At 38.4% G+C, this 25,207-nt stretch carries 18 protein-coding genes, 1 tRNA gene and 1 riboswitch; of the genes, 5 read left to right on the forward strand and 14 right to left on the reverse strand.

Annotated elements, in window-relative coordinates; translation table 11 throughout:
* Positions 1–163 precede the first annotated feature (163 nt).
* Positions 164–4,942: a S8 family peptidase gene (locus A8L44_RS05270; protein ID WP_066102755.1), complete on the reverse strand. Its 4,779-nt coding sequence runs from the start codon at positions 4,940–4,942 to the stop codon at positions 164–166.
* Positions 4,943–5,515: 573 nt separating this feature from the next.
* On the opposite strand from A8L44_RS05270, the gene efeO reads away from it, so the two are divergent.
* The 3 genes from efeO to A8L44_RS05285 are packed head-to-tail and all read left to right on the forward strand — an operon-like array spanning position 5,516 to position 9,362.
* Positions 5,516–6,400, forward strand: coding sequence for an iron uptake system protein EfeO (gene efeO, locus A8L44_RS05275; RefSeq protein ID WP_175354246.1), 885 nt, complete (start codon positions 5,516–5,518; stop codon positions 6,398–6,400).
* A 27-nt stretch (positions 6,401–6,427) separates the two neighbouring features.
* Positions 6,428–7,660 carry an iron uptake transporter deferrochelatase/peroxidase subunit gene (gene efeB / locus A8L44_RS05280; protein WP_066102869.1) on the forward strand — a complete coding sequence of 411 codons (1,233 nt, stop codon included), beginning with the start codon at positions 6,428–6,430 and terminating at the stop codon, positions 7,658–7,660.
* Positions 7,635–9,362 carry an FTR1 family iron permease gene (locus A8L44_RS05285; protein WP_066102757.1) on the forward strand — a complete coding sequence of 576 codons (1,728 nt, stop codon included), beginning with the start codon at positions 7,635–7,637 and terminating at the stop codon, positions 9,360–9,362. Before efeB ends, A8L44_RS05285 begins: the two co-directional genes overlap by 26 nt.
* Before the next feature lie 82 nt (positions 9,363–9,444).
* Here A8L44_RS05285 and yhbH read toward each other — a convergent pair whose 3' ends face one another.
* The 7 genes from yhbH to queG all read right to left on the reverse strand — a co-directional run bounded on the left by yhbH (position 9,445) and on the right by queG (position 17,832).
* On the reverse strand, positions 9,445–10,608 hold the full coding sequence (gene yhbH, locus A8L44_RS05290) for a sporulation protein YhbH (RefSeq protein WP_066102758.1): 1,164 nt from the start codon (positions 10,606–10,608) through the stop codon (positions 9,445–9,447).
* Between the two features lie 522 nt (positions 10,609–11,130).
* Entirely contained in the window at positions 11,131–11,325 is a 195-nt protein-coding gene (locus A8L44_RS05295; protein ID WP_066102759.1) for a hypothetical protein, read from the reverse strand.
* Between the two features lie 310 nt (positions 11,326–11,635).
* Positions 11,636–13,531 (reverse strand): PrkA family serine protein kinase, encoded by a 1,896-nt coding sequence (locus A8L44_RS05300; protein ID WP_066102762.1) that lies wholly within the window; start codon positions 13,529–13,531, stop codon positions 11,636–11,638.
* Positions 13,532–14,360: 829 nt separating this feature from the next.
* Positions 14,361–15,098: an oxygen-insensitive NADPH nitroreductase gene (gene nfsA / locus A8L44_RS05305; protein WP_066102767.1), complete on the reverse strand. Its 738-nt coding sequence runs from the start codon at positions 15,096–15,098 to the stop codon at positions 14,361–14,363.
* 107 nt (positions 15,099–15,205) lie between these two features.
* Entirely contained in the window at positions 15,206–15,682 is a 477-nt protein-coding gene (trmL, locus tag A8L44_RS05310) for a tRNA (uridine(34)/cytosine(34)/5-carboxymethylaminomethyluridine(34)-2'-O)-methyltransferase TrmL (protein ID WP_066102772.1), read from the reverse strand.
* Between the two features lie 72 nt (positions 15,683–15,754).
* A complete protein-coding gene (locus A8L44_RS05315; RefSeq protein WP_066102773.1) occupies positions 15,755–16,621 on the reverse strand; it encodes an amidase domain-containing protein in 867 nt (288 codons plus the stop codon).
* Positions 16,622–16,692: 71 nt separating this feature from the next.
* Positions 16,693–17,832 (reverse strand): tRNA epoxyqueuosine(34) reductase QueG, encoded by a 1,140-nt coding sequence (queG, locus tag A8L44_RS05320; protein ID WP_066102774.1) that lies wholly within the window; start codon positions 17,830–17,832, stop codon positions 16,693–16,695.
* An 82-nt stretch (positions 17,833–17,914) separates the two neighbouring features.
* Here queG and A8L44_RS05325 point away from each other — a divergent pair, with 82 nt between their 5' ends.
* Positions 17,915–18,604, forward strand: coding sequence for a B3/B4 domain-containing protein (locus tag A8L44_RS05325; protein ID WP_066102777.1), 690 nt, complete (start codon positions 17,915–17,917; stop codon positions 18,602–18,604).
* A 57-nt stretch (positions 18,605–18,661) separates the two neighbouring features.
* Here A8L44_RS05325 and A8L44_RS05330 read toward each other — a convergent pair.
* Positions 18,662–18,732 (reverse strand) — tRNA-Gly (locus tag A8L44_RS05330).
* A 121-nt stretch (positions 18,733–18,853) separates the two neighbouring features.
* Positions 18,854–19,639, reverse strand: a complete 786-nt coding sequence (locus tag A8L44_RS05335; protein ID WP_077247997.1) for a glycosyltransferase family 2 protein — start codon at positions 19,637–19,639, stop codon at positions 18,854–18,856.
* A gap of 218 nt (positions 19,640–19,857) precedes the next feature.
* Here A8L44_RS05335 and A8L44_RS05340 point away from each other — a divergent pair, with 218 nt between their 5' ends.
* On the forward strand, positions 19,858–20,121 hold the full coding sequence (locus A8L44_RS05340) for a hypothetical protein (protein WP_066102780.1): 264 nt from the start codon (positions 19,858–19,860) through the stop codon (positions 20,119–20,121).
* 492 nt (positions 20,122–20,613) lie between these two features.
* Here the strand turns inward: A8L44_RS05340 and A8L44_RS05350 are convergent, their stop codons facing one another.
* The 4 genes from A8L44_RS05350 to A8L44_RS05365 all read right to left on the reverse strand — a co-directional run bounded on the left by A8L44_RS05350 (position 20,614) and on the right by A8L44_RS05365 (position 25,194).
* Positions 20,614–22,194 carry a Na+/H+ antiporter NhaC family protein gene (locus A8L44_RS05350; protein ID WP_066102787.1) on the reverse strand — a complete coding sequence of 527 codons (1,581 nt, stop codon included), beginning with the start codon at positions 22,192–22,194 and terminating at the stop codon, positions 20,614–20,616.
* 146 nt (positions 22,195–22,340) lie between these two features.
* Positions 22,341–22,521: riboswitch (Lysine riboswitch) on the reverse strand.
* Between the two features lie 243 nt (positions 22,522–22,764).
* Positions 22,765–23,472 carry an ABC transporter ATP-binding protein gene (locus tag A8L44_RS05355; RefSeq protein WP_066102789.1) on the reverse strand — a complete coding sequence of 236 codons (708 nt, stop codon included), beginning with the start codon at positions 23,470–23,472 and terminating at the stop codon, positions 22,765–22,767.
* A complete protein-coding gene (locus A8L44_RS05360) occupies positions 23,472–24,251 on the reverse strand; it encodes an ABC transporter ATP-binding protein (protein WP_066102791.1) in 780 nt (259 codons plus the stop codon). Before A8L44_RS05360 ends, A8L44_RS05355 begins: the two co-directional genes overlap by 1 nt.
* Positions 24,226–25,194, reverse strand: coding sequence for a branched-chain amino acid ABC transporter permease (locus A8L44_RS05365; protein ID WP_066102793.1), 969 nt, complete (start codon positions 25,192–25,194; stop codon positions 24,226–24,228). The genes A8L44_RS05360 and A8L44_RS05365 overlap by 26 nt, the downstream gene beginning before the upstream one ends.
* Positions 25,195–25,207: the final 13 nt, after the last annotated feature.

Raw genomic sequence — 25,207 nt, forward strand, 5'->3', positions numbered from 1 at the left:
GCACGATTTTCATCTGCCATAACGTCAGTCTTTTTTATTATATCAAACCTATACTCTCCATCTCTTTTTTAAAGAAACTTCTCTTTACATGAAATTCAGCCTTTTGTTTCAAACAAAAATGTTAAAACTGACCTAAGATCAATCGCTTCCTTCAATATACTCTTTATGAACGTTTATTATGAAAAGGTTTTTTGTTTGTGCTTATTTTGAATTGTCCACCCTGTTTTACTTTTAGCACGATGCCTTCATCGGTCACAATGTGAGGAACCACTTCAATTCCTTTTCGTCCTTCACGTAAAATGACTATTTTCTCAAGAGGAGCGGAAAGCTCTTCTTTAGGCAGACTAATGAATACATAGTTCGAGAAGTGAATGCTCTTACCATTTGTAGAAGCTCCAAAGATCAGTCGGTTTTTTTTCAATGAAAGACTCATTGTTAAAGTATTTGCATATTTTTCTTTAAACTCACTTGTATCAACCTGAATCTTTACACCGGTATTTGTGACTAATGTTACCTTTCCCACATCCGATGCCTTGATTGTATTCAACTGCTCTTCTGTAAAAGTAAACGAGAAACCATTTTTCTTCTTAGTCATAGTGGCTGTTAAATCTTCACTTGACCAGTTCCCGTTTGGTTTAGTGGTTGGAGGATATTTTTTCTTTGTAACCTTAAATAATCCCTCCTTCTCACTTGATGTTATTGGTCCCATGGGGCTTGCTGCCATCGCTAATTCAGCTCGATATCTGCCTGTATTCAATGATAATGGTAAGTCTTCAACAGATTGATAGAAATCCAGATTGGATTGTTCCACTACTATTTCACCTTTTTTATTATATATACGCAGTAATGGTTTTACACTTTCCGAACTGGCTTCAGTTACACCACTATGAGTTATCTGGTATTTCCCACTGTCTGTTGTCCCCACTTTTTCGACGATTTGCCCATTCGCCAAACGTTCATAAACAATCTCCTGATTTTCCGCGATGCTATAATCAGACGTCTTATTCACAATTACCGAACTAATGGTATTTCCATATTCATCTTGAATGGATGTATCGGCAGATAAAGGTTCACCTTGCTTCAGTTTGTTATCCTTTAAAGCAATGGAAGCCTTGAATTGGCCGCCTACCTTCCAGTTTACCTTTTCATCAGCGCTGAATGTTTGTGTACCTTTATATAAGAAGTAATTCCAGATATAATCAGTTGATTCTGGATCTCCATAACCAAGCTGTACCTGCAAGTCCATTTCCATATCAGCTGGCACATAGAATTTATGGCCAACTCGCAATGTTTTTGTAAATGCCGAGCTATATTGATTGTATGGATACAATATAGCTCCACGAACATCTTTGAAGTCTTCAGTATTTGCATCGATTTTAATTTCCGCTAATTCTTCCGTATTGAAGATAACTTGATTTTCATCGTCAGCTTTGATTTCTACATCGTTTTCTAAGAAATAATAGTTTGATTTTTCACCATCCGCATTTGGCAGGGTAACATAGCTGCCTTCGATGACAAATGAACCTGGCTCTAAGTAAACCGCTTCTTTTTTGTAACTTTGCAAGTTGTTTGCTGTGGGATATACGGTTACGCCATCTACTTCAACAGGCTTTTTAATCATCCAAAGCTTCGAAGAAACATTATCCAGTTTTTCACTGCCATCCATTGCAGAGATGGAGACTTTTTGCATATTGTCAGGGATGGTTATCGGAACAGAAAGTTCCTCAAGATCAGTAAATTGACGGAACAAATACGCAAACTCACCAGTCGATGTTGTGTACCGGATGATTGCAACGTTTCCATTTTCCTCTTGACTCAATTCAAGATTTGAAGGAACGGATAATACCTTCGTTGTAGAATCTGAATTCCGTCCAAATGCCTGTACCCACTGATATTCGCCATGTTCGTCTTTTTCCACTCGATTGATTGTCACGTATGTTGCTTTATTTTGATCTTGATCATCTTTTAATGTTACATTGACACCTGAATCTTGCATGTCGATGGTCATTGCCTTATTCAAACCATTCGGTGCAAGCGGGCTTGAATCCAATGTTAATGAAAGCTCATACTCACCGTTTGTCACTTTTGAACTATTCGGTACCCAGAAGGAATAAAAATAATAACTACGATTAGCTGGGTTTGTAGGGTTTTTCGTATAACTATTTAACATGATTTCGCCATCCGAAACCCTCTTTACTTGATAAACTGGATAAAGGTCACCAAAGTTTATAGCAGCTACGGTATTTTCCTCATCCATAATGACCGTTTCGCCAGTTTCAACATTCTTCTTGTACAATGCGTTTGTTGGGTCTACCGAACCACGGTACATCCCGACTAACATATTTCCGTATTCATCAGAGAATACTTGCTTAGTATAAATCGCACCATCTAACTTATAAGCCGTATATGGACTTGTACGCTCAATATATGTCAATCCGCGTTGTGCATAATACCGTTTTAATGACTCTTGATCCGGTAGGAATTCACTGATTTCAAGCGATCCACCAGCTTTAATGGATGTTTTTCCGCCTTTTTCAACCACAGCGGTTTGGTCATCATTCGTTAAAACATAAATCCAATTTTCACCGCCATCAGGATCTTTGACCTCTGCATCGACAATATAATCATATTCACCAGCTGTTACGAAAAATTTTTGGCCTGTTAATACTTCAGATGTACCAAAAATTTCAGACACATCTTCGTTATCCAAGTAAAGTACTGCATTTACAAGCTTTCCGTCTGAATTATCGATAGCGATTTCACCGGTTTCACGACTATCAAAGACCAATGACGATGTTTTACTCGTAATCGAAGCATCAGAGTTTGTTAAAAAGTACGTGTCTCCATCTTGTTTATAATAAGAGTAAAGACTGTATGCACCTTTATCCAAATACACAACAGGGGACTTTGTTGCATTTTCTTCATTGATTGCTGTATCGGCAGTAATATCCAATCCTTCTTCATCTTTCATCTTAATGAAGTATTGTGCCTCTTCAACGTTTTCACCATTTACACCAAGTGTTCTCAATGATACCGCTTGCGTTTTATCACTGGACAATTCCACTGTGCCGCTGCTGTTTACTTCACGTGAATACATGAACCATGCATTACCCTCTTCGGAATCAAATTTTCCTTGAACGACAACTGTAAGTTTTTTTAAATCTGTACCGACATGACTAGGTACACGAACAACTCCCTCAGAGTCTGTTGCACCGGACCAAAGTGATGAATAAGAATACTCGCCATCCTTCGCTTTCACTTTTTCGTACAACTGAACGGCCGCGCCTTTCGCGACAGTATCATTCGGTGTTTTCACACTGAACATATAACCGGATTGCGCTTCGTTAAGAACCTTTACAGAACGCTCAGCTTGAGTAATCTTATTTCCATTCTCATCATATGTAACAGCTATGATTTTATGTTCACCATCGGCAACCTGCGTTGTATCCCATTCTACAGAAACAGTAGTTGAGTCTGTATCGGAGACAGTGCCGATCAAGTTAGTTTCATCCGTTGTATCGATATAAAACCTTGTACTTACAACGTCTGTTACATTATTTAATTCTGCTTGAATAGCTGTTTTACCAATAACAATTGCATTCGCTTTTGGCAAGGTAAAGGATAAGGGAGAGATCGTTACATCATCAGATAAAGCAGCTAGTGCATCGACTTTTCCATAGCCTGTTTTTTCATCAAATCCTTCCACATTCATATCAACGGCTGTCGTTGTTAAAGCTTCTTCTACTGCCGTTGCAGTGGCTTCTGGATTTTCCAATTTATATAGTGCCGCTACTGCTGCTACATGCGGCGCTGCATAAGAAGTACCGGTACCTGTTTTGTAATAACCATTTTCATCGCCTAAATCCCCTGAAATCGATGTACTCAAAACACTTACACCAGGAGCCACAAGATCCAATGTACTACCATAGTTAGAACCCGCATACACTTGGTCTTTGGCGGCAATGGCACCAACTGAAATAACGTTCGGTAATGCTGCAGGATACGAAACATCTGCATTTCCGCCTCCGTTACCTGAAGCAGCTACAACAACAATTCCCGCTTCATGGGCTTGCTGTATAGCTTTATCGACCGATTCGCTATATTCTCCGCTAAAACTTAAGTTGATGACGTCTACCTTTTTCTCTATTGCATACTGGATTCCTCTCGCAATATTATAAGCATCACCAACACCCGATTTACTCATGACTTTAACCGGTAAAATTTTAACGTTGTTGTTGCCTGCTGCCCCAGCAATCCCCTTCTCATTATTGGAATTTGCTGCAAAAATGCCGGAAACAAAGGTTCCATGGCCATTATCGTCCCCTGCGAATGTTTCTTCATATCCATCAACGAAAGTGGCAGCTTCTTCCGACACACGGCCTTCCAAGTCTTCATGAGAGCTTTGGACACCTGTATCCAAGACAGCCACTACTACGTCATCTCTATCTGTGTTCTCTACTGCTTCCCAAGCTTTTGGAGCATTGATTGCTTCTAAGTTCCACTGACTGCCAAAGTATGTATCATTAACTGTACCCTCAATTGAATAAATTGTGTTTTTTTCAACAAATTCCACATTATCCATTTCTTCTAGCTTTTCGATCGAAGTTTCAACATTTTCTTCCGACACTTTATAAAGAGCCATTTCATCCGTAGTCTCTACCACTTCTCCACCCAATTGTTCAACTTTCTCCACGGATTTGGCAGAACTTTTTTCATCTTTATATTTCACGATTATTTGTTCTTCACTAGCTTTCCCACCATAAGATACATTCGTTGCTGTATTCCCCTCTGATTCTATCAATTGGCCATTGTTGGCAGTGCCGATAGCAGGCACCTCAACTTGGGTCTTTTGCACTGTTTTAGCTGAAACTGTCCCAAGCGGCATAGCAAATGTGAACGCCACTGTAGCTGCTGTTAATCCTTTGAATAACTTTTTCCCCATCTTTAAACTCCTCTTTTCGTGTAAATAGATCTTAAGTCACAAAATTTTAAGTATTTTCAGAAAATTTTTCTTGAAACTAGATATCTTCCTCCTTTTACTTCTTCGATCTTACTCCCTAAAATTCCTAATCAACCTGATGACATGTACATCACTCAATACATAAATAACCATATATCAGTCATTTGCGGTTTAAATATTAGCAATACTGAGAATCATTGTCAATGATAATGATTCTCAGTTCGATAATTTTCTAATATATTTTTTAATGACGTTTGTCGAAAATATTTTTATGACATGTATAAAGTCCTATTTTTAAACTTTGAATTGACAATTGATAATGATTATCAATATCATATAGTTTGTATACTAGCAGATAATGACAATCATCCTTATTCTCCTACTTATCTATCACATTTAATTTTTGAATAGATAAAAAAGTATTATTAATAACTCGGTCTAATCAATCTAATATGTATATCAATTATTCATTACTTCAAAAATTGGCTGGGTAGGACACTAAGAAGGATTTTATTATCTCTACAATAACAATTTCTAGAGAGAAGGTTACAAATTATGAAATTTAAGTCTATAAAATTCAATATGATGTCAGCAGCTGTTTTATCAGCCTCCCTACTATTAGCTGGATGCGGTACAGAAGAAGAAACAGCTTCCACTGCAACACCGGCAGACCAAACAACATCGACTAAAACAACTGTTGCCGACTTGAAAACCGAAACGGATACTTATAAAACATTCGCTTTGGAACAAATGGATTCTTTTCTAGTCGAAACTGAAAAATTTGTTACTACGTTCCTGGATGGAGATATCGAAACCGCGAAAGCATTATATCCTGAAGCGCGCATGTTTTTTGAACGCTCTGAGCCAATCGCGGAAAGCTTCGGTGACTTAGATCCACGCATTGATGGCCGTCTGGCTGATATCCAGGAAGAAGGCAAAGGCGAAGAAGAATGGACTGGCTACCATAAACTTGAGTATGCATTATGGATTGAAAACACAACTAAGGGTTATGAAGAAGTCGCGAATCAATTATTAGCTGATACAAAGGAATTGCATGCATTAGTACAAACAGTCGAAGTAGAACCGGATTTAATGATTACTGGTGCTGTTGATTTATTGAACGAAGTATCCACTTCAAAAATTACAGGTGAAGAAGAAATTTACTCACATACAGACCTTTATGACTTTAAAGCAAATATTGAAGGGGCAGAAAAAATCTTCGAGATTTTACATGATAAAATCGAAGCAAAAGATGAAGCCTTGGTCACTACACTAGAAGAGAAATTCGCTAAGCTCGATGAATTATTATCAAAATATGAAACAGCTGATGGCGGCTATGTATCATACAATGAATTGACGAAAAAAGATACAAATGCATTAGCCACAGCCGTCAATCAACTAGGTGAACCATTGAGCCAAATGGGGATCATTTTAGAATAAGGGTGAGTATCGTTGTCTACTAACAAAATGACAAGACGCGAGATGTTGAAATTAACTAGCATCGGAGCAACAGGAATGGTTATCGGTGCAAGCGGATTGGGTTCCACGATGAATGCTTTAGGCTATGAGTTGCAACCTTCCTTGGATGATAACCAGTCTGTAAAAAACAAAATTGCATTTTATGGACGCCATCAATCCGGTATCACAAGCCCTTTACAAGGCCATATATACTTTGCCGCATTGGACGTTTTAGTAGAATCAAAAGAGGAATTGCGCCAATTATTTAAATTGTGGACATCTCTTACTGTTCGGTTAATGAATGGTGAACAAATCGTCGAACCTTCCACTAACGGTCACATCCCTCCCACTGATACTGGTGAAGCCATGGGAATCGATGCTTCTAACTTAACTATAACGTTTGGGGTTGGTCCTTCTCTATTCGATAATAAAAATCTTAACATTCAGCATTTAAGGCCGAAAGAATTGATGGATTTGCCGCATTTCCCAAAAGATCAATTAGATGAAGCATACAATGGCGGAGATATTTGCATACAAGCATGTGCCAATGATCCTCAAATAGCATTTCACGCCGTACGGAATTTGGTTCGTGCGGCAAACGGGAAGGTCAGAAGCAAATGGTCTCAATCTGGTTTTAATGCCATTCCACGCGATGGAAGTACACCGCGCAACTTATTTGCATTTAAAGATGGTACGGTTAATCCTGCCAAAAACAGTGAATATAATGATTCTGTATGGATTCAATCCGGTGAATCGAAAAGTTGGCTGGTAAATGGAACATATTTGGTTTATCGTCGCATTCAAATGCATTTGGAAACATGGGATCGGACCAGCTTACATCAGCAGGAGGCAACATTTGGCCGCTATCGTGAAAGCGGAGCGGCATTCGGTAAGAAAGATGAATTTGACGATTTTAATGAATTAGAGAAAGATGCAAATGGCAACTACATTGTTCCGGAAACATCCCATGTCCATCTTGCACGATTAGCAAAGCAAAAGATTCTCCGCCGTTCTTTTTCTTATTCTTCAGGCATTATGTCAAACACCGGGGCTTATGATGCTGGCTTACTGTTTATCTCGTTCCAAAAACATCCGCAACAATTTATCGACATTCAAAATAGTTTAGGCCGTAACGATAAATTAAATGAATATATTACACATCGAGGCAGCGCCATTTTTGCCTGCTTCCCTGGTGTTGAAAAAGGGAGTTATTTAGGTGAAGCGCTTTTTACAAATTTGTAGTTTTCTAGTTTGTATGCTTGTAGCTTTGCCAGCTTTAGCTGCAACATCCTACAGCTCTTTTTACATATCAATTAGTGATGCATTAATTAATGCAAAGCAAGGAAATGACGAACAAACCCAAAAAGCTATAGATAAGTTTGCAGAAAATTGGGCATCGGTGACTTCCGAACAGAAGGAAGCAAAAAGAGCTGTTGATGATGCACTAAACGCGGTACTTAAATCTTCAACACAAGAAGAACGGGTTAAGACAATCATGCAGCTATCAACAACTCTTTCTCAATTAGAAAAACTTGAAAATCCAGTTGATGAGGAAGCAGAACGGAAAGAGTTTGAAACGAAGTATACACCTTTTATGAGGCAATTTGAAGAAGCATTAGCCACGGACGACTATGAAAAGATTCTACCAGCATACAATGTTCTTAATGGCAAATGGAATCAATATGAACAGCCTGTACGTGCTCAAAGTGTAGGTATGTATGGACAAATTGAAACACAGTTAGCTTTTATTCGCATCACATTGGCAAGCGAAGACCCAGACTTACCCCTTGTAGCAAGTCAATATGCAGCGTTTAAAGCGTCCATTGAACAATTTTTGGCAGGTGAAGATATTGCTGTTGAAGAAGGAAGTTACTCACTCCAAACGTTAATTAATCATATTGATGATGCCTTGCAGGCAATTGATATGGAAAAGTTTGACGAGGCCAGTGATGCTTTGACAGAATTCATTATTGTTTGGCCGAACATTGAAATGGAGGTTTCTACCCGCAACAGTTCCTTATATACAAACTTGGAAAGTGATTTACCAATTCTGGTCAGTGAATTAACGAAGGATACTATAGATACAGATTCGATCACTAACCAATTATCTAATTTCAAAACAGAAATCCAATTATTGCAGGAAGATAGCGATTATACTTTTTTGGATTCTGCATTGATCTTATTACGTGAAGGTTTGGAAGCACTCCTTATTATTATGGTACTCGTATCATTCCTGAAGAAATCGAATCAGGAGCACATGGCTCGATGGATTTATATGGGTGCTCTTTTAGGGGTCCTTGTATCTGCAGTAGCCGCTGTGGCATTATCGTTCATCTTTAATTCATTGACCGTTAATACAAGCCGCGAAATCTTGGAGGGCTATGTCGGACTAATTGCTGCTGCCATGATGATTGGGGTCGGGGGATGGCTTCATAACAAATCTAATGTTGCATCCTGGAACTCTTATTTATCGAAGCAAATGGGACAGGCCATCTCAAAACAATCTGTGTTTGCCATGGCTACTGTATCGTTTTTATCTGTTTTCCGTGAAGGAGCGGAAACTATTATTTTTTACGTGGGTATTGCCCCCAACATGCCGATGTTTGATTTTACCCTCGGTATTATCATTGCATTAGCCATTCTGGCTCTTGTTGCCTTTATATTTTTCAAAATGAGTGTACGAATCCAAGTGCATAAATTTTTCTTTGTAGCCACCATTTTCATCTATGTATTGGCATTTAAAATCATCGGTTCAAGCATTCATACATTACAGCTCACCAATATATTGCCGACGACCGTCATTCACCAATTACCCGTGTTCAATCAAATTGGTTTTTATCCAACAGTTGAAACCATGGCCGGTCAACTCATTTTGATCCTTATTTATGTGACAATAGCAATTTATAATAAAACAAAAAATAGTAATACCAAGAAGTCCAGTTAAATCAGAAGACGCTAGAGGATAAATACCCTAGCGTCTTTATACTAAGCAATTTAATTATTTACTCCTTAAAGAGAAACATACTTTAATGAATCATACTTTCTGGTTTAAAGAATGACTGCAAAGCATGAAAGACATCTGCCTTTTGCTTCAATATATAGTGTTGAAACTTTTCATCTTTAATATTTTTATATGCGGACATTAATGTGGAATTACGATTGTATTGATTAACTTCACCATACCCAAACATATTAGATACTTCCATCAATTCTTCCACAAGTTTTATGCAACGAGGATTATCTGAAGTTAAGTTATCACCATCCGAAAAATGAAAAGGATAAATATTATAGCGTTCCATCGGATACTTTTGTTCAATTATTTCTAATGCTTTCCGATAGGCTGATGAACAAATCGTCCCACCGCTTTCACCTTTAGAAAAGAAATCCTCTTCGTCTACCACCTTTGCTTCTGTATGATGAGCAATAAATTCGATGTCAACTGTTTCATATTTCGTTCTCAAGAAACGTGTCATCCAAAAGAAAAAGCTACGTGCCATATATTTTTCCCAAAGCCCCATACTTCCAGAAGTATCCATCATAGCCAAAACGACTGCTTTAGATTCTGGCTTCACAACTGAATTCCATGTTTTAAACTTAAGATCATCTTGATAAATAGGTGTAAATCCAGGATTGCCACCCAGTGCATTTCTTTTAAATGCACTAATCATCGTTCGCTTCTTATCCACATTTCCCATTAAACCTGTTTTACGAATATCATTGAATTCGTAATGCTCAATGGTATGATCTCCCTGTTCCTTTTCTTTTAAGTTCGGTAATTCCAATTTTGCAAATAAGGCTTCCTCTATTTCCAATAAAGAAACTTCAGACTCAACATAATCCTCTCCTGCCTGATCTCCAGCTTCTCCTCCTTTTCCTGGCGCCTTTTGTCCACTTCCATCTCTTGCTACTACATCTCCAACCTGGGAATCTCCATCTCCCTGACCAACATGCTTGTTTTTATCATAATTATAACGAATCTTATATTCATCAAGAGAGCGTATCGGGATTTTTACAACATTCTTTCCATTGGACATAATAATGCTTTCCTCTGTTATTAGATCAGGTAGATTATTACGTATCGCTTCCTGTACTTTCTCCTGATGTCTTTGCTGATCATCAAAACCTTTTCGATGGAGGGCCCAATCTTCCTTTGAAATGGCGAACTGATGGCTATTGTTCTTATCCGACATCGTTTTTCCCCCCTCCTATAACACATTTATCATAATACTCTAGATGTTAAATAGTCTTTTTTAGAATTTAATGTTTGATTACTCTATCCTATGCGTAAACTACAATTTATTGCCAAAATATTCTTAAAATAAGACAAAGTTTTGCTTATCCCCTTGTCATTTGGAATTATAGAATCTATAACCATCCTTATTACTGAGAATAGTTTAGTAAGTATTAACAAATGTAATATAGATTATGAGATTAAGGTTCAGATAAAGCCATTGAGAGTTATTAAAAGGGAAATTACTATCCTGAATATTATGGAGAAGTGCTAAATATGGAAGCTGAACGCAAAGAGTAATTTATCTTAAAAATTGACCAAGTATCCAGATTCCCTTCACCTCTATGTACCGAACCAACGATTTGGTGTTAGGCTATATATCTAATCAAAAGAAAAAAACGCTTAGTAATCTCCCCTACTGTCAAACAGAATATACAATGGGAGATGCCATTTACCAAGCGTTTTGTAAAACTACTACTATTTATTTATTTTCTGCCTCTTCTTCCTCATGTTGAACAGGATCAGGCTGCTTATTATATTCTTTGGATAATTCTTTATTTGTCCTTAGGTGCTCCATCTGTTTTCCAAGGTTTTTCATTTCTTCAAGATCCGGTGCCATCGAGCCATTTTCAGCAAGACTTTCAGCGATTGTATCTGCCTTTTCGTCTTTTTTCATCACTATCACCTCATAAGACCTATTCCCATCCTATCAACCTAATAAACATTTTTTCCCATTTTAAAGCCATAGAGAATACTTAGACTGAGCCTTCGTTCAGCCGTTTTAACTTTGTATCCGGCCAATCCTAGCCTTTATGCAGCCGATTCACGTCATAATCCAGCCAAACTAGTCTTTTATCCAGCCGATACCCTCGATATTTCAGCTAACCTAAGATAGGTGCCCTCATTAATCTTCAGAAAGCAACCTAAAAAGAACTATCCACAAGTCGAATACCTCGACATGTAAGATAGCTCTCCTTCGTCAATACTTATCTGTTCAACAAGCTGCCTACATAACGCAGAAGCTCATTTGCCGAGGTAGAATTATATCCATGTTCATCTATTAATCTGGCAACTACCTCGTTTACTTTCTTCAATTGACTTTCATCTGGAGTTTTAGAGGAGGTTGTAATTTTAACGACATCCTTCAAGTCAGCGAACAGTTTCTTCTGTATTGCTTCCCGTAAACGGTCATGAGAATTATAATCGAACCGCTTTCCTTTACGGGCATATGCAGAAATTCGAATTAAAATTTCTTCCCTAAACGCTTTCTTAGCATTCTCAGAAATTCCAATTTGCTCTTCAATAGATCGCATTAATTTTTCATCAGGATTGATTTCCTCACCTGTTAGGACATCACGAAGTTTTGACTTATTGCAGAATGCCTCCACATTATCCAAATAATTATTCATCAAGGTTTTGGCTGATTCCTCATAGGAATAAACGAATGCCTTCTGTACTTCCTTCTTCGCGATATCATCATATTCTTTTCGTGCAAGTGAGATATAATTCATATACCGTTCTTTCAACTCGGCTGTAATTGAAGCATGCTGATCCAATCCTTCTTTTAGGGAACGCAATACATCCAGTGCATTAATGGAAGGTGTTTCTTTTCTAATAATAGTTGAAGATATTCGGTTAATGACATAACGCGGATCGATGCCGCCCATCCCTTCATCCGAATGTTCCTTCTTCAATTCTTCTACATCTGCAGAATTAAAGCCTTCCACGTTTTCTCCATCATATAGCCTCATTTTCTTAACAAGATCAATATCGCCTTTTTTTGGATCTTTTAATCTGCTAAGAGTAGTAAACATGGCTGCAACCCTTAAAGTATGCGGAGCAATATGAACATTCGATACATCACTGTCATGAATCATTTTTTCATAGATTTTTTCTTCCTCGGATACTTTCAGGTTATAAGGGACTGGCATTACGATAATCCTAGAATGCAGGGCTTCATTCTTTTTATTGGAAATAAAGGAGCGATATTCCGTTTCATTCGTGTGCGCTATAATTAATTCATCGGCACTAATCAACGCAAATCGGCCAGCTTTAAAATTACCCTCCTGAGTCAAAGAAAGCAGGTGCCACAGGAATTTTTCATCACACTTCAGCATCTCCTGGAATTCCATCATCCCGCGGTTCGCTTTGTTTAATTCACCATCAAATCGATAGGCGCGCGGATCGGACTCAGACCCATACGTAGCAATCGTAGAAAAGTCGATGCTTCCAGTTAAATCTGCAATGTCCTGTGATTTCGGATCAGATGGACTAAATGTCCCTACTCCAATCCGCTTATCTTCTGAGAGGAATATCCTTTCTACCAGCATATCTTCAATACGGCCACCATATTCCTGTTCCAACCTCATCAAATTTAGAGGTGAAAGATTACCTTCAATCCTGATTCCATACTCCTCAAAGAAATCATTACGTAAATGTGCCGGTATTAAATGCAATGGATCTTCATGCATCGGGCAACCCTTTATCGCATAAATCGCTCCCCGATCCGTCCGTGAATATCGTTCTAATCCGCGTTTCAAAAGCGTTACTAAGGTCGATTTACCACCACTCACAGGCCCCATTAGTAGCAAAATACGTTTTCGCACATCTAATCGTTTAGCAGCTGGATGAAAATATTCCTCTACAAGGCGCTCAAGTGACTCCTCGAGGCCAAATAATTCATCTTTAAAAAAGCTGTATTTTTTCTTCCCATCAACAATTTCTACACCTGCATCCTTAATCATGTTGTAAACCCTGGAATGAGCTGATTGAGCTACTAAGGGTGTTTTCTTTAATAATTGCAAATAATCACCGAATGTCCCTTCCCACTTCAGCTTTTCCTCTTCTTCTCTAAATTGTTCTATTTTTTTAATGATATCCATTCAGTATTAATCCTCCCCTAGCTGTGATTCAGCTGCTACTAATACTGTATGCACGTATATAGGCAAACATGTGTAAGCCCCTTAAGAATCCATAATGAATTACCATTTTATAATTTTCTAAAATATTCTTAGTGGAGAAAAAATTAACTTATATGGTATACTTTTTCCAAAGCATTCATACAAGGAGGATCATCCAATGAAACTTGCCATTATTATTGCCGTATCCCTAGCATTCCTCGCAGCCATCTTCACCGGCGGCTACAATGATAAAACTAACTAAAAAGCTGAAGGGCCTTGATCAGCCGCGACAAGCATAAGATGAGGTGCGTAGGGAGAGCGCTTTTATCTCCCGTAGCAGCCACACTTATGTCTCGAGCGGCTAGGCCCTGAAGCTAGATTAACTAAAAAGCTGAGACGACTGGTCAGGCCTGACAAGCATAAGGATAGGCACGTAGGGAGGCGGTTTTCCCTCCCGCAGTGGCTATCCTTATGACTCGAGGGACTAGGAGTTGAAGCTAGATTAACTAAAAAGCTAAGACGGCTATATTAAGGAACGAAGACTAAATACGCCTCGTCCTGTGGCAACGTCTTCATGACCTACATCGTGTAGGCCCGCGAGGAGCATAAGACAGGGGCTCGGAAGGAGGTGTTCTTCCTCCTGCAGAGACCATGCTTATGTCCTGAGCTTCTAGCCGTCGAAGCTGGATTAACTAAAAAGCTGAAACGACTGCATTAAGGAACAAAGACTAAAATAATCATGTCCCATAGCAACAAAACACAAAATACCCTTCACTTTGAGATAAAAGTGAGGGGTATTTTGTGTTTTTATTTATTTGAGCGCAAAGTGTTTAGATTTAACAAAATCCATCATAAATTCACGTTGTTTACTAGTTAACATACCAACGACTTGCTCTGTCCATCTATCTTTTCTCAATCCGTTTGTACGCTCATTATAGTAAGCAGAGATAATTTCGTTGTATTCTTCGAGTTCTGCTTGCTTGTCCTCGTATTCATTCTCATGAAAGACTGCTTTCAGCGGTAAGCGCGGTTTAAGATCAGATTCATGATCTGGATAGCCAATAGCCATTCCAAAGAGTGGAATAACACGATCAGGCAATTTTAAAAGCTCAGATACCTTTTCGATATTGTTCCGTATACCACCGATGTAACAAATACCAAGATCCATAGACTCAGCTGCAATAGCAGCATTTTGTGCAGCCAAGGCTGTATCAATTAACGCAATCATGAATGTTTCCATGCTTTCCAGATTGTGATCCATATTCATACCTTCCATATCAGCAGCCAACTTATGGCGATGATAATCGGCGCAAAACATTAGAAAATATCCATTGTGTTCAACATACGATTGTCCACCTGCCAGCTCCGCTAATTGTGTCTTCTTACTTTGATCACTGACCCCAATGATTGAATAAGCTTGAACAAAACTCGATGTGGATGCAGACTGGGCTGCACTTATAATTGTTTCAACCTGCTCCCTTGAGAGAGATTTTTCTTTAAATTTACGAATCGATCGGTGATTATTTAATAGGTTAATCGTTTCATTCACTGGACTCAGCTCCTTTATAACGTAGTACAAATATAACAAATTATAGAAGTGTTATCTAAAATTTTGTTTAACTCTTTATAAAACAAAAACTTCTCTAGAAAGAGAAGTTATGTCAAATGAATATAATTTTGTTGGCGTAAAGCTTCATAGATAACAATTGCTGCTGTATTCGATAAATTAAGCGAACGAACATGAGTATCATTCATAGGTAAACGCAATCCTCTTTCAGGATGTTCCTCTAATAAATGCTTTGGCAGACCTGTCGTTTCTCGGCCGAAGATAAAGTAGTAATCTTTATTGGTATCTTCATATGAGATATCACTATGATAATTCTTCGCAAATTTTGTGATATAAAAGAACTCCCCACCACTGTTCTTTTCAAAAAAATCTTCAATTGAATCATAATAAATAATAGTTACATGCTCCCAATAATCAAGGCCGGCACGCTTTAAAGCTTTATCGTCAGTGGAAAAGCCCAAAGGACGGATTAAATGCAGGGTTGTATCTGTAGCTGCACATGTACGGGCAATATTCCCCGTATTTGCCGGGATTAATGGTTGGTATAAAACAATATGTAAAGACACTTTTCCTCACCTCTGGTTAGTATAAGCAGCCTTCATTATAACACTATTTCTCTTTTTCCAAAAATGGAAGACCTAATTCGTTATTATATGAAAATATTTATATTGGATATTAGGCGTATAGGCAGTAGAATCTTCATAATTCCAGTATCTCATACGGCTGTTCGTTGTATGAGCATTCACCAAAGGGTAGCCATATTCATCCTTTCCGGTCACAATCGTATTATGATTAAACCTGCCATCCCCTTCAAAATCATAACAAATAATATCTCCAATCATTAATTGGGAAGGATTCTTTACTTCCTTCGTCCAAGAAGCTGCCTTTAACATGAGCATAAAAGCATGTGCCACTGTCCAACTAAAGCTCCAATTGCTTTTTCCTTCTATCCACCACCCCTTTGAACGATTAGGTTTACCCCACATCGGTATACCACCGGCATATAAACATTGAGATATAAAATTCGTACAATCATCGGTGAATTGTGGATAGGTGGGATTAAAGGAATTCCACCATCTCTCGGCGTATTGAACCGCCTTTAACCGATTATAGGCAATCTTGGCACGCGAGGAAGTAAGATCTAAACTCCTCAGGAGGTCTTGTTCCATTATTTGAGGCTTAACATTTAATTTCTGATCTATCAAGAGTTTAGTTTCTTTAAAGGAAGCTTTACGAAGCTCCACATGTTCTTCCATGTAAAATTGTGTCCCTTGCTTCATTACAAGCTTCCAATGAGTCTCATATATAGCATCGACGACATCTTCCCGCTCCTTGATTTTTTTCACATGCCCTTTTGCCATGACCTTCACTATTTCTCCATTGCGTTTACGCATGCCTTCCTGCTTCTTCAATAAGGTTTCCATATTATCTGTCTTATTTGAGGATGTATTCTCTTTGAGTTTTTGTATCCTCTCCTCGACCAGTTTTTGCAGTTTCTCTTTCATCCATTCATCCACTCCTTCTCTAAAAAGTATGATGAATGACTAAAATACATACAAAAAACCGGAGTAAAAAGCTACTCCGGTAACATAAGACGTTCTAAGGCATTATTTATTTCAGCCACTACCATCTGATCGGTCTCTTCTTTTAAACAATCCTTTAATACAGCCATTGCTTCCTCGGTACCTATTTTTCCAAGCGCCCATGCTGCTGTACCTCTGATAACAGGCCTAGGATCCTTTTGCAGCAATTCTTTAATTGAAGCAACACTTTCTGAATCCTTAAAATGTGCCAATGCGATAATCGCATTTCTTTGAATGGGCATCTTCCCACGCCAAGAACCTGAAACACTGCCAAACTTCTCTTTAAACTGGCGGTTGCTCAAGCTTAAAAGGGAGACCAGCTGAGGTTTTGCCAACTCAGGATCAGACTCACATTCAGGGTGATTATGAAAATCTATACGGCGATTATAAGGACATGATGTCTGACAGGAATCACATCCATATACTCTGTTACCCATTTTATCTCTGAATTCATAAGGAATCATATCCTTCGTTTGAGTCAGAAAGGATATACATCTCTTTGCATTAATCTGTCCTCCTTGAACCAACGCACCGGTAGGACAGGCATCCAAACATTTTGTACATGTTCCGCACAAATCCTCCATTGGAGTATCCGGAGGAAATGGAATGCTTGTAATCATTTCGCCAAGGTACATATATGAACCAAATTCTTCGTTTAAAATCGAACAATTTTTGCCGCTCCAGCCTATACCAGCCCGCTCTGCTACGGCCCGATCAACCAGCTCACCTGTATCTACCATAGAGGATAAATAAGAATTCGGCATGCGCTCTAAAATAAAAGCTTCAAGCTTCTTCAGGCGATCTTTCACCACATAGTGATAATCTTGCCCCCAAGAAGAGCGGCTAAAAATGCCACGTCTATCCCCCACTTTACTTTTAGGTGCATCTTTGAGTTTAGATGGATAAGCTACAGCAATAGCTATAATAGATTGTGCTTCTGGCATTAGCCTTCTTGGATTAGTCCTCTTATCTAAATCTGGCTCTTCAAAACCCGATGCAAAATTGAGGTTCTGTTGATCAATCAGTCGTTTCTTTAAAACCTGGAAAGGATCAGCTGATGTAAATCCAATTTGATCAATCCCTATTGTCTTGCTATATTCGATAAGCTCATCTTTGAGTATTTGAAAATCCATCTTAGCCTCTCCTTTCTCTGGAAAATGAATAACTTTTATATGTATGGTAAACTATATCCAATCATTTTGGAGGTGTAAATTTATGCAAATTCATGTAGATTGCCAGCTATTCACAAAGGCCGGCGATGTAAAAATCGGTATTATCCGCTATCAAGGAATTGTTGCTGATGCCATTCCCCCGATGCTAGTAGGACGCCTTCAGCTCTATATTGAACATTTACATACTGAACTAGAGAGTAAATCCTTGAATGCATACGAAGGGATTGTATCATGGAGGAAAGTATTTAAACAAACTGGAAGTGATCCATCTCGTTACCGTCCCTCAGTAGAATCCTTACTTAGACGCGTCAAAAAAGAAGCATACACGCCGTCAGGCAACTCAGCGATTGCTCTCAATAATTTTTTCTCCCTGCAATATACTTGTCCATTAGGAATATATGATTTATCAGCCGTGAAAGGTGATGTAGAATTTCGAATTGGTGTTGCTGAGGATACCTATGAGGGATTAAATGGCCGTGTAAATAAATCGGAGGGTATTATAGGTTCTTTTGATCAAATAGGCCCTTTTGGTAGCCCGTATGTTGATTCTGTACGCACAAGTGTGGATGACCATACTTCAGATGCACTGCATATCATTTATTTTTATCCCGAAATCACCATTGAACAAGCACAGCAAATGATGCGCACGATATCCAAGATGTTCATTCAAGTCCATGGAGGGGAATCTGCCATCCATCTACTGAGCCAAGAATGCAATACTATCAAAATATAAAAAACGCAATGCTTCGTACTCCTAAGTTACGAAACACTGCGTTGTTAACAATTCAAGAGCGGGTGAAGGGAATCGAACCCTCATCATCAGCTTGGAAGGCTGAGGTTTTACCACTAAACTACACCCGCAAAGAAGATAAATATTATACTAGCAGAAAGTTCACCTGATTTCAACCTTTTTTCGACAAAAATCGCATTTTTTTATTTACTTAAAAAGTGACGCCCTTATTTAGTAGGCGTCACTTTTCCCTTATTCTTTTAAGCTTCGATTTCTTTTCGCCTCGTGTTTTGCATAATTTACAAAACAGAAAGCAGATTCAAAAACACCTAATTTCTCTACTTGGCGATATAACGACCAGATTCTTGATGCCGTTTGGTAATTGTTTTTTTCCAAAACATCATTGCTTTTTCTAAGATAAACATAGACATTTTTTAGTCTCTTCGCTTTAAATCCTCTTTTCAATATAGAAAGCCAAAGGGCGAAGTCTTCAGGAATATCTCGGTTATGTACTAATTGAATTTTCCCAACCTTATATTTATCAATCATGACAGTCGAGCAGCCAATAGCTGTTGTATCTCTTAACAAATCTTGATATGTAAGATGAACCGGCATCTCAATAACAGGTTCATATGCTTGGTTCTCCTCATCAATAAACTGATAATCAGTGTAACTAAATGCCAAGTTATGCGCTTCCATGAATTCAAGCTGCTTTTCCAATTTATTCGGTGCCCATAAATCTTTGCTGTTTAGAAAGGCAATATAATGTCCTTTGGCTGCCTGAATAGCCATGTTTCTGGCTTTGCCCGGACCGACATTTTCCTGCAGGGTAATTAATTTAATTCTGGAATCATCCATTAGATACTCTTTTATCATATCCTTGCTATTGTCAGTCGAAGCATCATCAACAATAATTAATTCCCAGTTTTCATAGGTTTGTTTTTTAACTGATTCTATGGTTTGACGAATAAAAACCTTTGAATTATAGCTTGGCATGATAATAGATACCAATGACCTAAATGGAATACTGCTTCTCACGATTCCTCACCCTCCTGATAAAATTTATCCTAAAAGTTATAAAACTCTCCGAATAGTAAATTATTATATAAATATAATAATATTTATCCGTTTTATTCATGTATTAAACACTTCAGATGGGTTTTTCAGACTCTATCCAGACTTTATACATGTCCTATTTACTGAAATAACCAACATGGATTATAATGGAAATACAAGGTGCTTAAGGGTGTGTTTAAATGAAAACTATTATTCAATCATTGGTTGTTTCATTTGTGATTCATATAATCTATATTGGTGGATCCCTAATCGTAGGCTATATAACTATAAAGACTTATAAACCCGATATTAAAGATGAATGGGAAAATGTAAAAATGCTACAAAGTGAAGTGGCTTTTGGAACAGTTGGTTCTCCTTTGTTTTTTCTAATTACCTTCATCGCCGTTGCCTTGATATGCGGAATAATCATTACTACTATTAGGAAATTTGTGCGGATAAAATAAATCAATTCTTTACATGATAGTGAAAGGGGGAAACCCACAATTATCATGGGAGCTTTTTCAATTTTTTATCTTAGCTAATTTTTTACAAAGAAGAGAGTATAAAAATGAACCTTATTAAATATTTAGGTATACAATGTCTACTAATTGGCATGATTATCCTGACTAATTTTTATTTAGACAGTTATATTAGTAAGCCATTTACTTACACGGATTTACTAGCAATAATAATTGGAATTTCTATACTAATCCTTACTTTACATCTTTCTGATAAGTTAAAAAAACGTCTGAAATCTATTTCTTTATTTTATAAAATATCCCTTTCCATATTAGCCATTTTTATTGCAATTATTTATATAGGTCTTATAACAGGAGAAATACAATTTTAACCCTTTTCAACAAAAATTTAAGTAGAGCATTTTATGGTTCAAACATCACATTATTAGTTAAAGAGACAAAAAGAAAAGGATGGCCGGTATCCAGCCATCCTATCTATTAATGAATAATACTGTTTTCTAATTGCTCCTGCTTTTTGGGCTTAGATACCCATACAAAAGATGCCAGCAAGATAACGACCGTGATCAATCCCATCGGCGTACTTCCTGTAAATCCAAGGACAATATACCCTACCATAGCTATACCCGCACTGATTAAAGCATATGGGATTTGCGTCATCACGTGATCAATATGATTCGCACAGGCACCAGTAGAAGAAAGAATGGTTGTATCAGAAATCGGTGAGCAATGGTCACCAAATACCGCACCAGCCAATACAGCCGCCATTGCCGGCAATATCATCGAAATATCTGTTGCTGCCGTGATTTCTCCTGCAATCGGGAGCAGTATACCAAATGATCCCCATGAGGTACCCGTAGCAAATGTCATCAATCCGGCTATTAAAAATAAAAGTAATGGCAGAAAGGATACATTTAAGTTTAAATCCTGTACAAGTCCAGCCAAATACTGGCCCGTTCCAAGCCTGCCGATTAAATCAACGATTGTCCAGGCAAATAATAAAATATAAACCGCTGGCAGCATGGAGCCGATTCCGTGTTTTACTCCTACTGTGAAAACCTTTAAAGAAATTCCATGCAAAATAAAAACTTGTCGTAAAAACATAATAAACGTTACAATAATTCCGATTGTACCACCCAGAACCAATGATTTAGTGACATTAGTATTTTCAAAAATGGTGAGAAGTGTTGCATGTCCAGAAACTGCCTGATAACCTGTCCAAAGCATCGCAGCCGCTGTACCTACAATAAGAGTTACAATGGGGATTACCAAATCTCCAACCCTTCCAGTTGTACTTCTCGGTAAATCTTCTTTTAATTCACCTGGAACTGTCTTGGATGGATTATAAAGAATACCTTCTTTTACCGCTCTATCCTCATGTACTTTCATCGAACCAATATTCCAATTTCGATAGATCACAATGAACACCATTGCCAACGCCGCAATCGCATAAAAATTCATTGGAATCATTTGAATGAACGCTGATAAGGAACTGTATTCTGTCACCCCATGAGTGATGAAAATTCCTCCAATCAGTGCAATAATATAAGCCCCCCAACTGGATACTGGCATGATTACACAGATGGGAGCTGAGGTAGAATCAATCAAATAGGCAAGCTTCGCTCTCGGTATTTGATGTCTATCTGTAATCGGACGTGATACTTGACCAACCGCCAGAGCATTAAAATAATCATCAATAAAGATGAGTATTCCAAGCAAGGCAGCTACCAGCTGAGCCCCAACTCTTGTTTTAACATGCTTCATCGCCCATTCACCAAAAGCACGGCTCCCACCGGAAATGGAAATGAAAGCCGTAATGATGCCAAGGATGAGCAAGAATAAAATAATATATATATTGGATACATTCAGTGATCCATCTGATATAAAGATTCCTTTTACCGCATCCCATATAAGGATACACGTATTACTAATATTAAAATCAGTAAGCATTAAAGCTGATGCTACAATCCCCGCACCAAGTGAAAGCAAAACCTTCCTTGTTACAGCCACCATTAGAATTGCCAATAGTGGGGGAATAAGCGTATAAACTGTCGACTCCATTCCTTTTTTCCTCCTTCAAATAAATAAGGGGAACTCGCCGTGTATGCTGACCATTGCGCTCTATCCTTTTATGAAAAAGAGAATAAAGAAGGGCTGCAATAGAGAAATATCTACTGCAGCCCATTATCAGCTTTTCTTTCTCCATCACGACCTGTAGCTCCTCATTATAAGAACCTCTTATAATGACAGTGTTGCTTTTATTTAAAACAACCCCAGCAAATTCATTTTTGACTAATCAACTTGCTTCGGCAGTTTCCCCTTTCGGCCATGCTCTCTGTTGTCATCCTCACATAGCTTACTCTTGAATCCTGCGCCTCTACCCCATCGGAATGATAAGGTACTATCTAATTGTTATTCTAATATAATAGATTACGTTCCTGTTCACAATGTGGAATAGATGTGTATTTTTTTACAATTATCTGATTAATTATTAGGATGAAGCCTGACTCAATTGCTTAACGAGTAACCCGATCGACAACATGTTAGGCTAATTAATCCAATCCTCTCGTTCCTGTAACCCACACAAAACTAAAACTCCCCTGTAAAAGTTTACAGAGGAGTGATTCACCTTTAATGTCCGCCAAGATAGGCCATCTTTACTTTTTCACTTGAGGTTAACTCATCTGCCGAACCCGAGAGGACGATTTTGCCGGTCTCCACTACATAGGCACGGTTGGCAATCGATAGTGCCAAATTAGCATTTTGTTCAACTAAAAGAATAGTTGTTCCCGCATTATTTATTTCTTCAATTATGCGGAAAATTGTTTTAACCAGTAGTGGAGCCAATCCCATGGAAGGTTCATCGAGTAAAAGCAATTTGGGCTTAGCCATTAATGCCCTTCCCATTGCGAGCATTTGTTGTTCTCCACCTGACAATGTTCCTGCCGGCTGTTTAAGACGTTCGTTCATCCTTGGAAAAAGATCAAATACCTTCTCCATATCCTCTTTAATCCCAGCTCGATCCCTACGTAAATAAGCACCAAGCTGTAAATTTTCTTCCACTGTCATATTGGCAAAAACCCGCCGTCCTTCTGGTACATGTGAGATTCCCTGCTTTACAATCACTTGAGCTGCTTTTCCACCTATGGATTTACCCTGATACATGATTTGACCCTGCTTCGGTTTAAGTAAACCTGAAACAGTTTTAAGTAGTGTACTTTTTCCAGCCCCATTTGCACCGATTAAGGTAACAATTTCCCCTTCGTCAATATGAAAAGAGACACCTTTTAATGCCTGAATATTTCCATAGTAAACGTTAATATCTTCAACCTTCAGCATCAGGAAACCTCCTCGCCAAGATAAGCCTCTATAACCTTAGGATTATTGCGGACTTCATCCGGTGTACCGTGTGCGATTAATTGTCCATGATCAAGTACATAAATACGTTCACATACCCCCATCACAAGCTGCATATCATGCTCAATCAAAAGTACAGTTAAATCAAATTTTTCACGTATTAAGCTGATTAACTCCATCAGCTGACTTGTTTCCTTCGGATTCATACCCGCTGCCGGTTCATCCAGCAGCAGTAACCGCGGACCCGTTGCTAGGGCTCTGGCTATTTCAAGTCTGCGTTGCATTCCATATGGAAGATTCTTGGCCTTTTCATCACGATAAGAATCCAGATTAAATATTTTCAGGAAATCTACAGCCTTTTGGTCCATTTCCAATTCTCCCGAAAAATGATTAGGCATTCGTATAATTGAACTGAGCATAGAATGTTTAGCCTGTGAATGATAAGCAACTTTGACATTATCTATGACAGATAAATCTCCAAACAAGCGAATATTTTGGAATGTCCTGCTAATTCCCTTTCTTGTAATTTTATAAGGCGGTAATTTGTTAAGCTTATCGTCGTTTAAATGAATGGTTCCTTCTGATGGTACGTACACACCAGTTAAAAGGTTGAAAAAGGTGGTTTTCCCTGCTCCATTCGGTCCTATTAAGCCGCACAGTTCACCGGGATACAGCTCCATAGATACATCTGCTACAGCCTTTAACCCTCCGAAATGAATTCCAATTTGGTCAACCTTAAGCAGTGGTTTGGTGGTTTGCATCCTTCATGCCTCCTTTTGTCTTCCTTTTGAAAAATGAGGTAATTTCCTTTGTACCCATCAATCCCTGCGGTCTGTACAGCATTGTCACAATTAGGATAATACTGTAAAGAATCATCCGCGTATCAGAATAATCTGATAGGAAGGAAGAAATTAATGTAAGGAGAATTGCTGCAATCACAGAACCTGACATACTGCCCAATCCCCCAAGCACGACGAATATTAAAATATCAAACGACCGAAGGAAACCAAAGGTTGACGGATTAATAATATAAAAGTTATGAGCATATAACCCACCGGCAATCCCAGCAAAAAAGGCACCAATGACAAAGGCAGCCACCTTATAATAGGTTGTGTTAATACCCATGGAATCAGCTGCTGTTTCATCTTCCCTCACAGATATACAAGCACGACCGTGAGTAGAATTAGTGAAATTCCGAATGACGATAATGGTCACTAGTAAGCAGGCAAAAACCCAAGGCCAGGTTGTCATTTGCGTGACCATCATCCCTCTTGCCCCACCAACGGAGTCCATATTAAGAAAAACAATACGAACTATTTCTCCAAACCCAAGAGTGGCAATCGCCAAATAATCTCCCTTTAAACGCAAGCTCGGGATCCCGATAAGCATGCCTACCAAGGCCGCTGCAATCCCTCCCATTAATAAGGCAGATAAGAATGAGACCTCTAGCATCATAGACATGACAGCAGAAGCATATGCCCCAATTGCCAGAAAGCCAGCATGTCCAATCGAGAACTGGCCCGTAATTCCAATAATTAGATGCAAACTAACTGCCAGAATAATATTAATTCCAATTGTCACAATAAGATTAGTATTAAAAGCATTTAAATATCCGCCTGAAATAAGAACCTGTACCACGATAAACAAGACGAATGAGAGTAAAATAGAGAGCCAAAAACCTTTAACCTTCTTAAGAATTGCCATCGCCATGTCTCCC

Origin of the sequence: Bacillus sp. FJAT-27986 (genome assembly GCF_001685035.1) — a bacterium.
Lineage (GTDB): Bacteria > Bacillota > Bacilli > Bacillales > Pradoshiaceae > Pradoshia.

Excerpts from the sequence above, each read along its gene's own strand:
- A8L44_RS05365 (WP_066102793.1), bottom strand. The coding sequence starts at position 25,194 with ATGGCAATTCTTAAGAAGGTTAAAGGTTTTTGGCTCTCTATTTTACTC.
- A8L44_RS05355 (WP_066102789.1), bottom strand. The coding sequence starts at position 23,472 with ATGCTGAAGGTTGAAGATATTAACGTTTACTATGGAAATATTCAGGCA.
- A8L44_RS05295 (WP_066102759.1), bottom strand. The coding sequence starts at position 11,325 with ATGAAAAAAGACGAAAAGGCAGATACAATCGCTGAAAGTCTTGCTGAA.
- A8L44_RS05300 (WP_066102762.1), bottom strand. The coding sequence starts at position 13,531 with ATGGATATCATTAAAAAAATAGAACAATTTAGAGAAGAAGAGGAAAAG.
- A8L44_RS05360 (WP_066102791.1), bottom strand. The coding sequence starts at position 24,251 with ATGCAAACCACCAAACCACTGCTTAAGGTTGACCAAATTGGAATTCAT.
- A8L44_RS05350 (WP_066102787.1), bottom strand. The coding sequence starts at position 22,194 with ATGGAGTCGACAGTTTATACGCTTATTCCCCCACTATTGGCAATTCTA.
- queG (WP_066102774.1), bottom strand. The coding sequence starts at position 17,832 with ATGGATTTTCAAATACTCAAAGATGAGCTTATCGAATATAGCAAGACA.
- A8L44_RS05340 (WP_066102780.1), top strand. The coding sequence starts at position 19,858 with ATGAAAACTATTATTCAATCATTGGTTGTTTCATTTGTGATTCATATA.
- yhbH (WP_066102758.1), bottom strand. The coding sequence starts at position 10,608 with ATGTCGGATAAGAACAATAGCCATCAGTTCGCCATTTCAAAGGAAGAT.
- A8L44_RS05325 (WP_066102777.1), top strand. The coding sequence starts at position 17,915 with ATGCAAATTCATGTAGATTGCCAGCTATTCACAAAGGCCGGCGATGTA.
- A8L44_RS05315 (WP_066102773.1), bottom strand. The coding sequence starts at position 16,621 with ATGAAAGAGAAACTGCAAAAACTGGTCGAGGAGAGGATACAAAAACTC.
- efeO (WP_175354246.1), top strand. The coding sequence starts at position 5,516 with ATGAAATTTAAGTCTATAAAATTCAATATGATGTCAGCAGCTGTTTTA.
- efeB (WP_066102869.1), top strand. The coding sequence starts at position 6,428 with ATGACAAGACGCGAGATGTTGAAATTAACTAGCATCGGAGCAACAGGA.
- A8L44_RS05270 (WP_066102755.1), bottom strand. The coding sequence starts at position 4,942 with ATGGGGAAAAAGTTATTCAAAGGATTAACAGCAGCTACAGTGGCGTTC.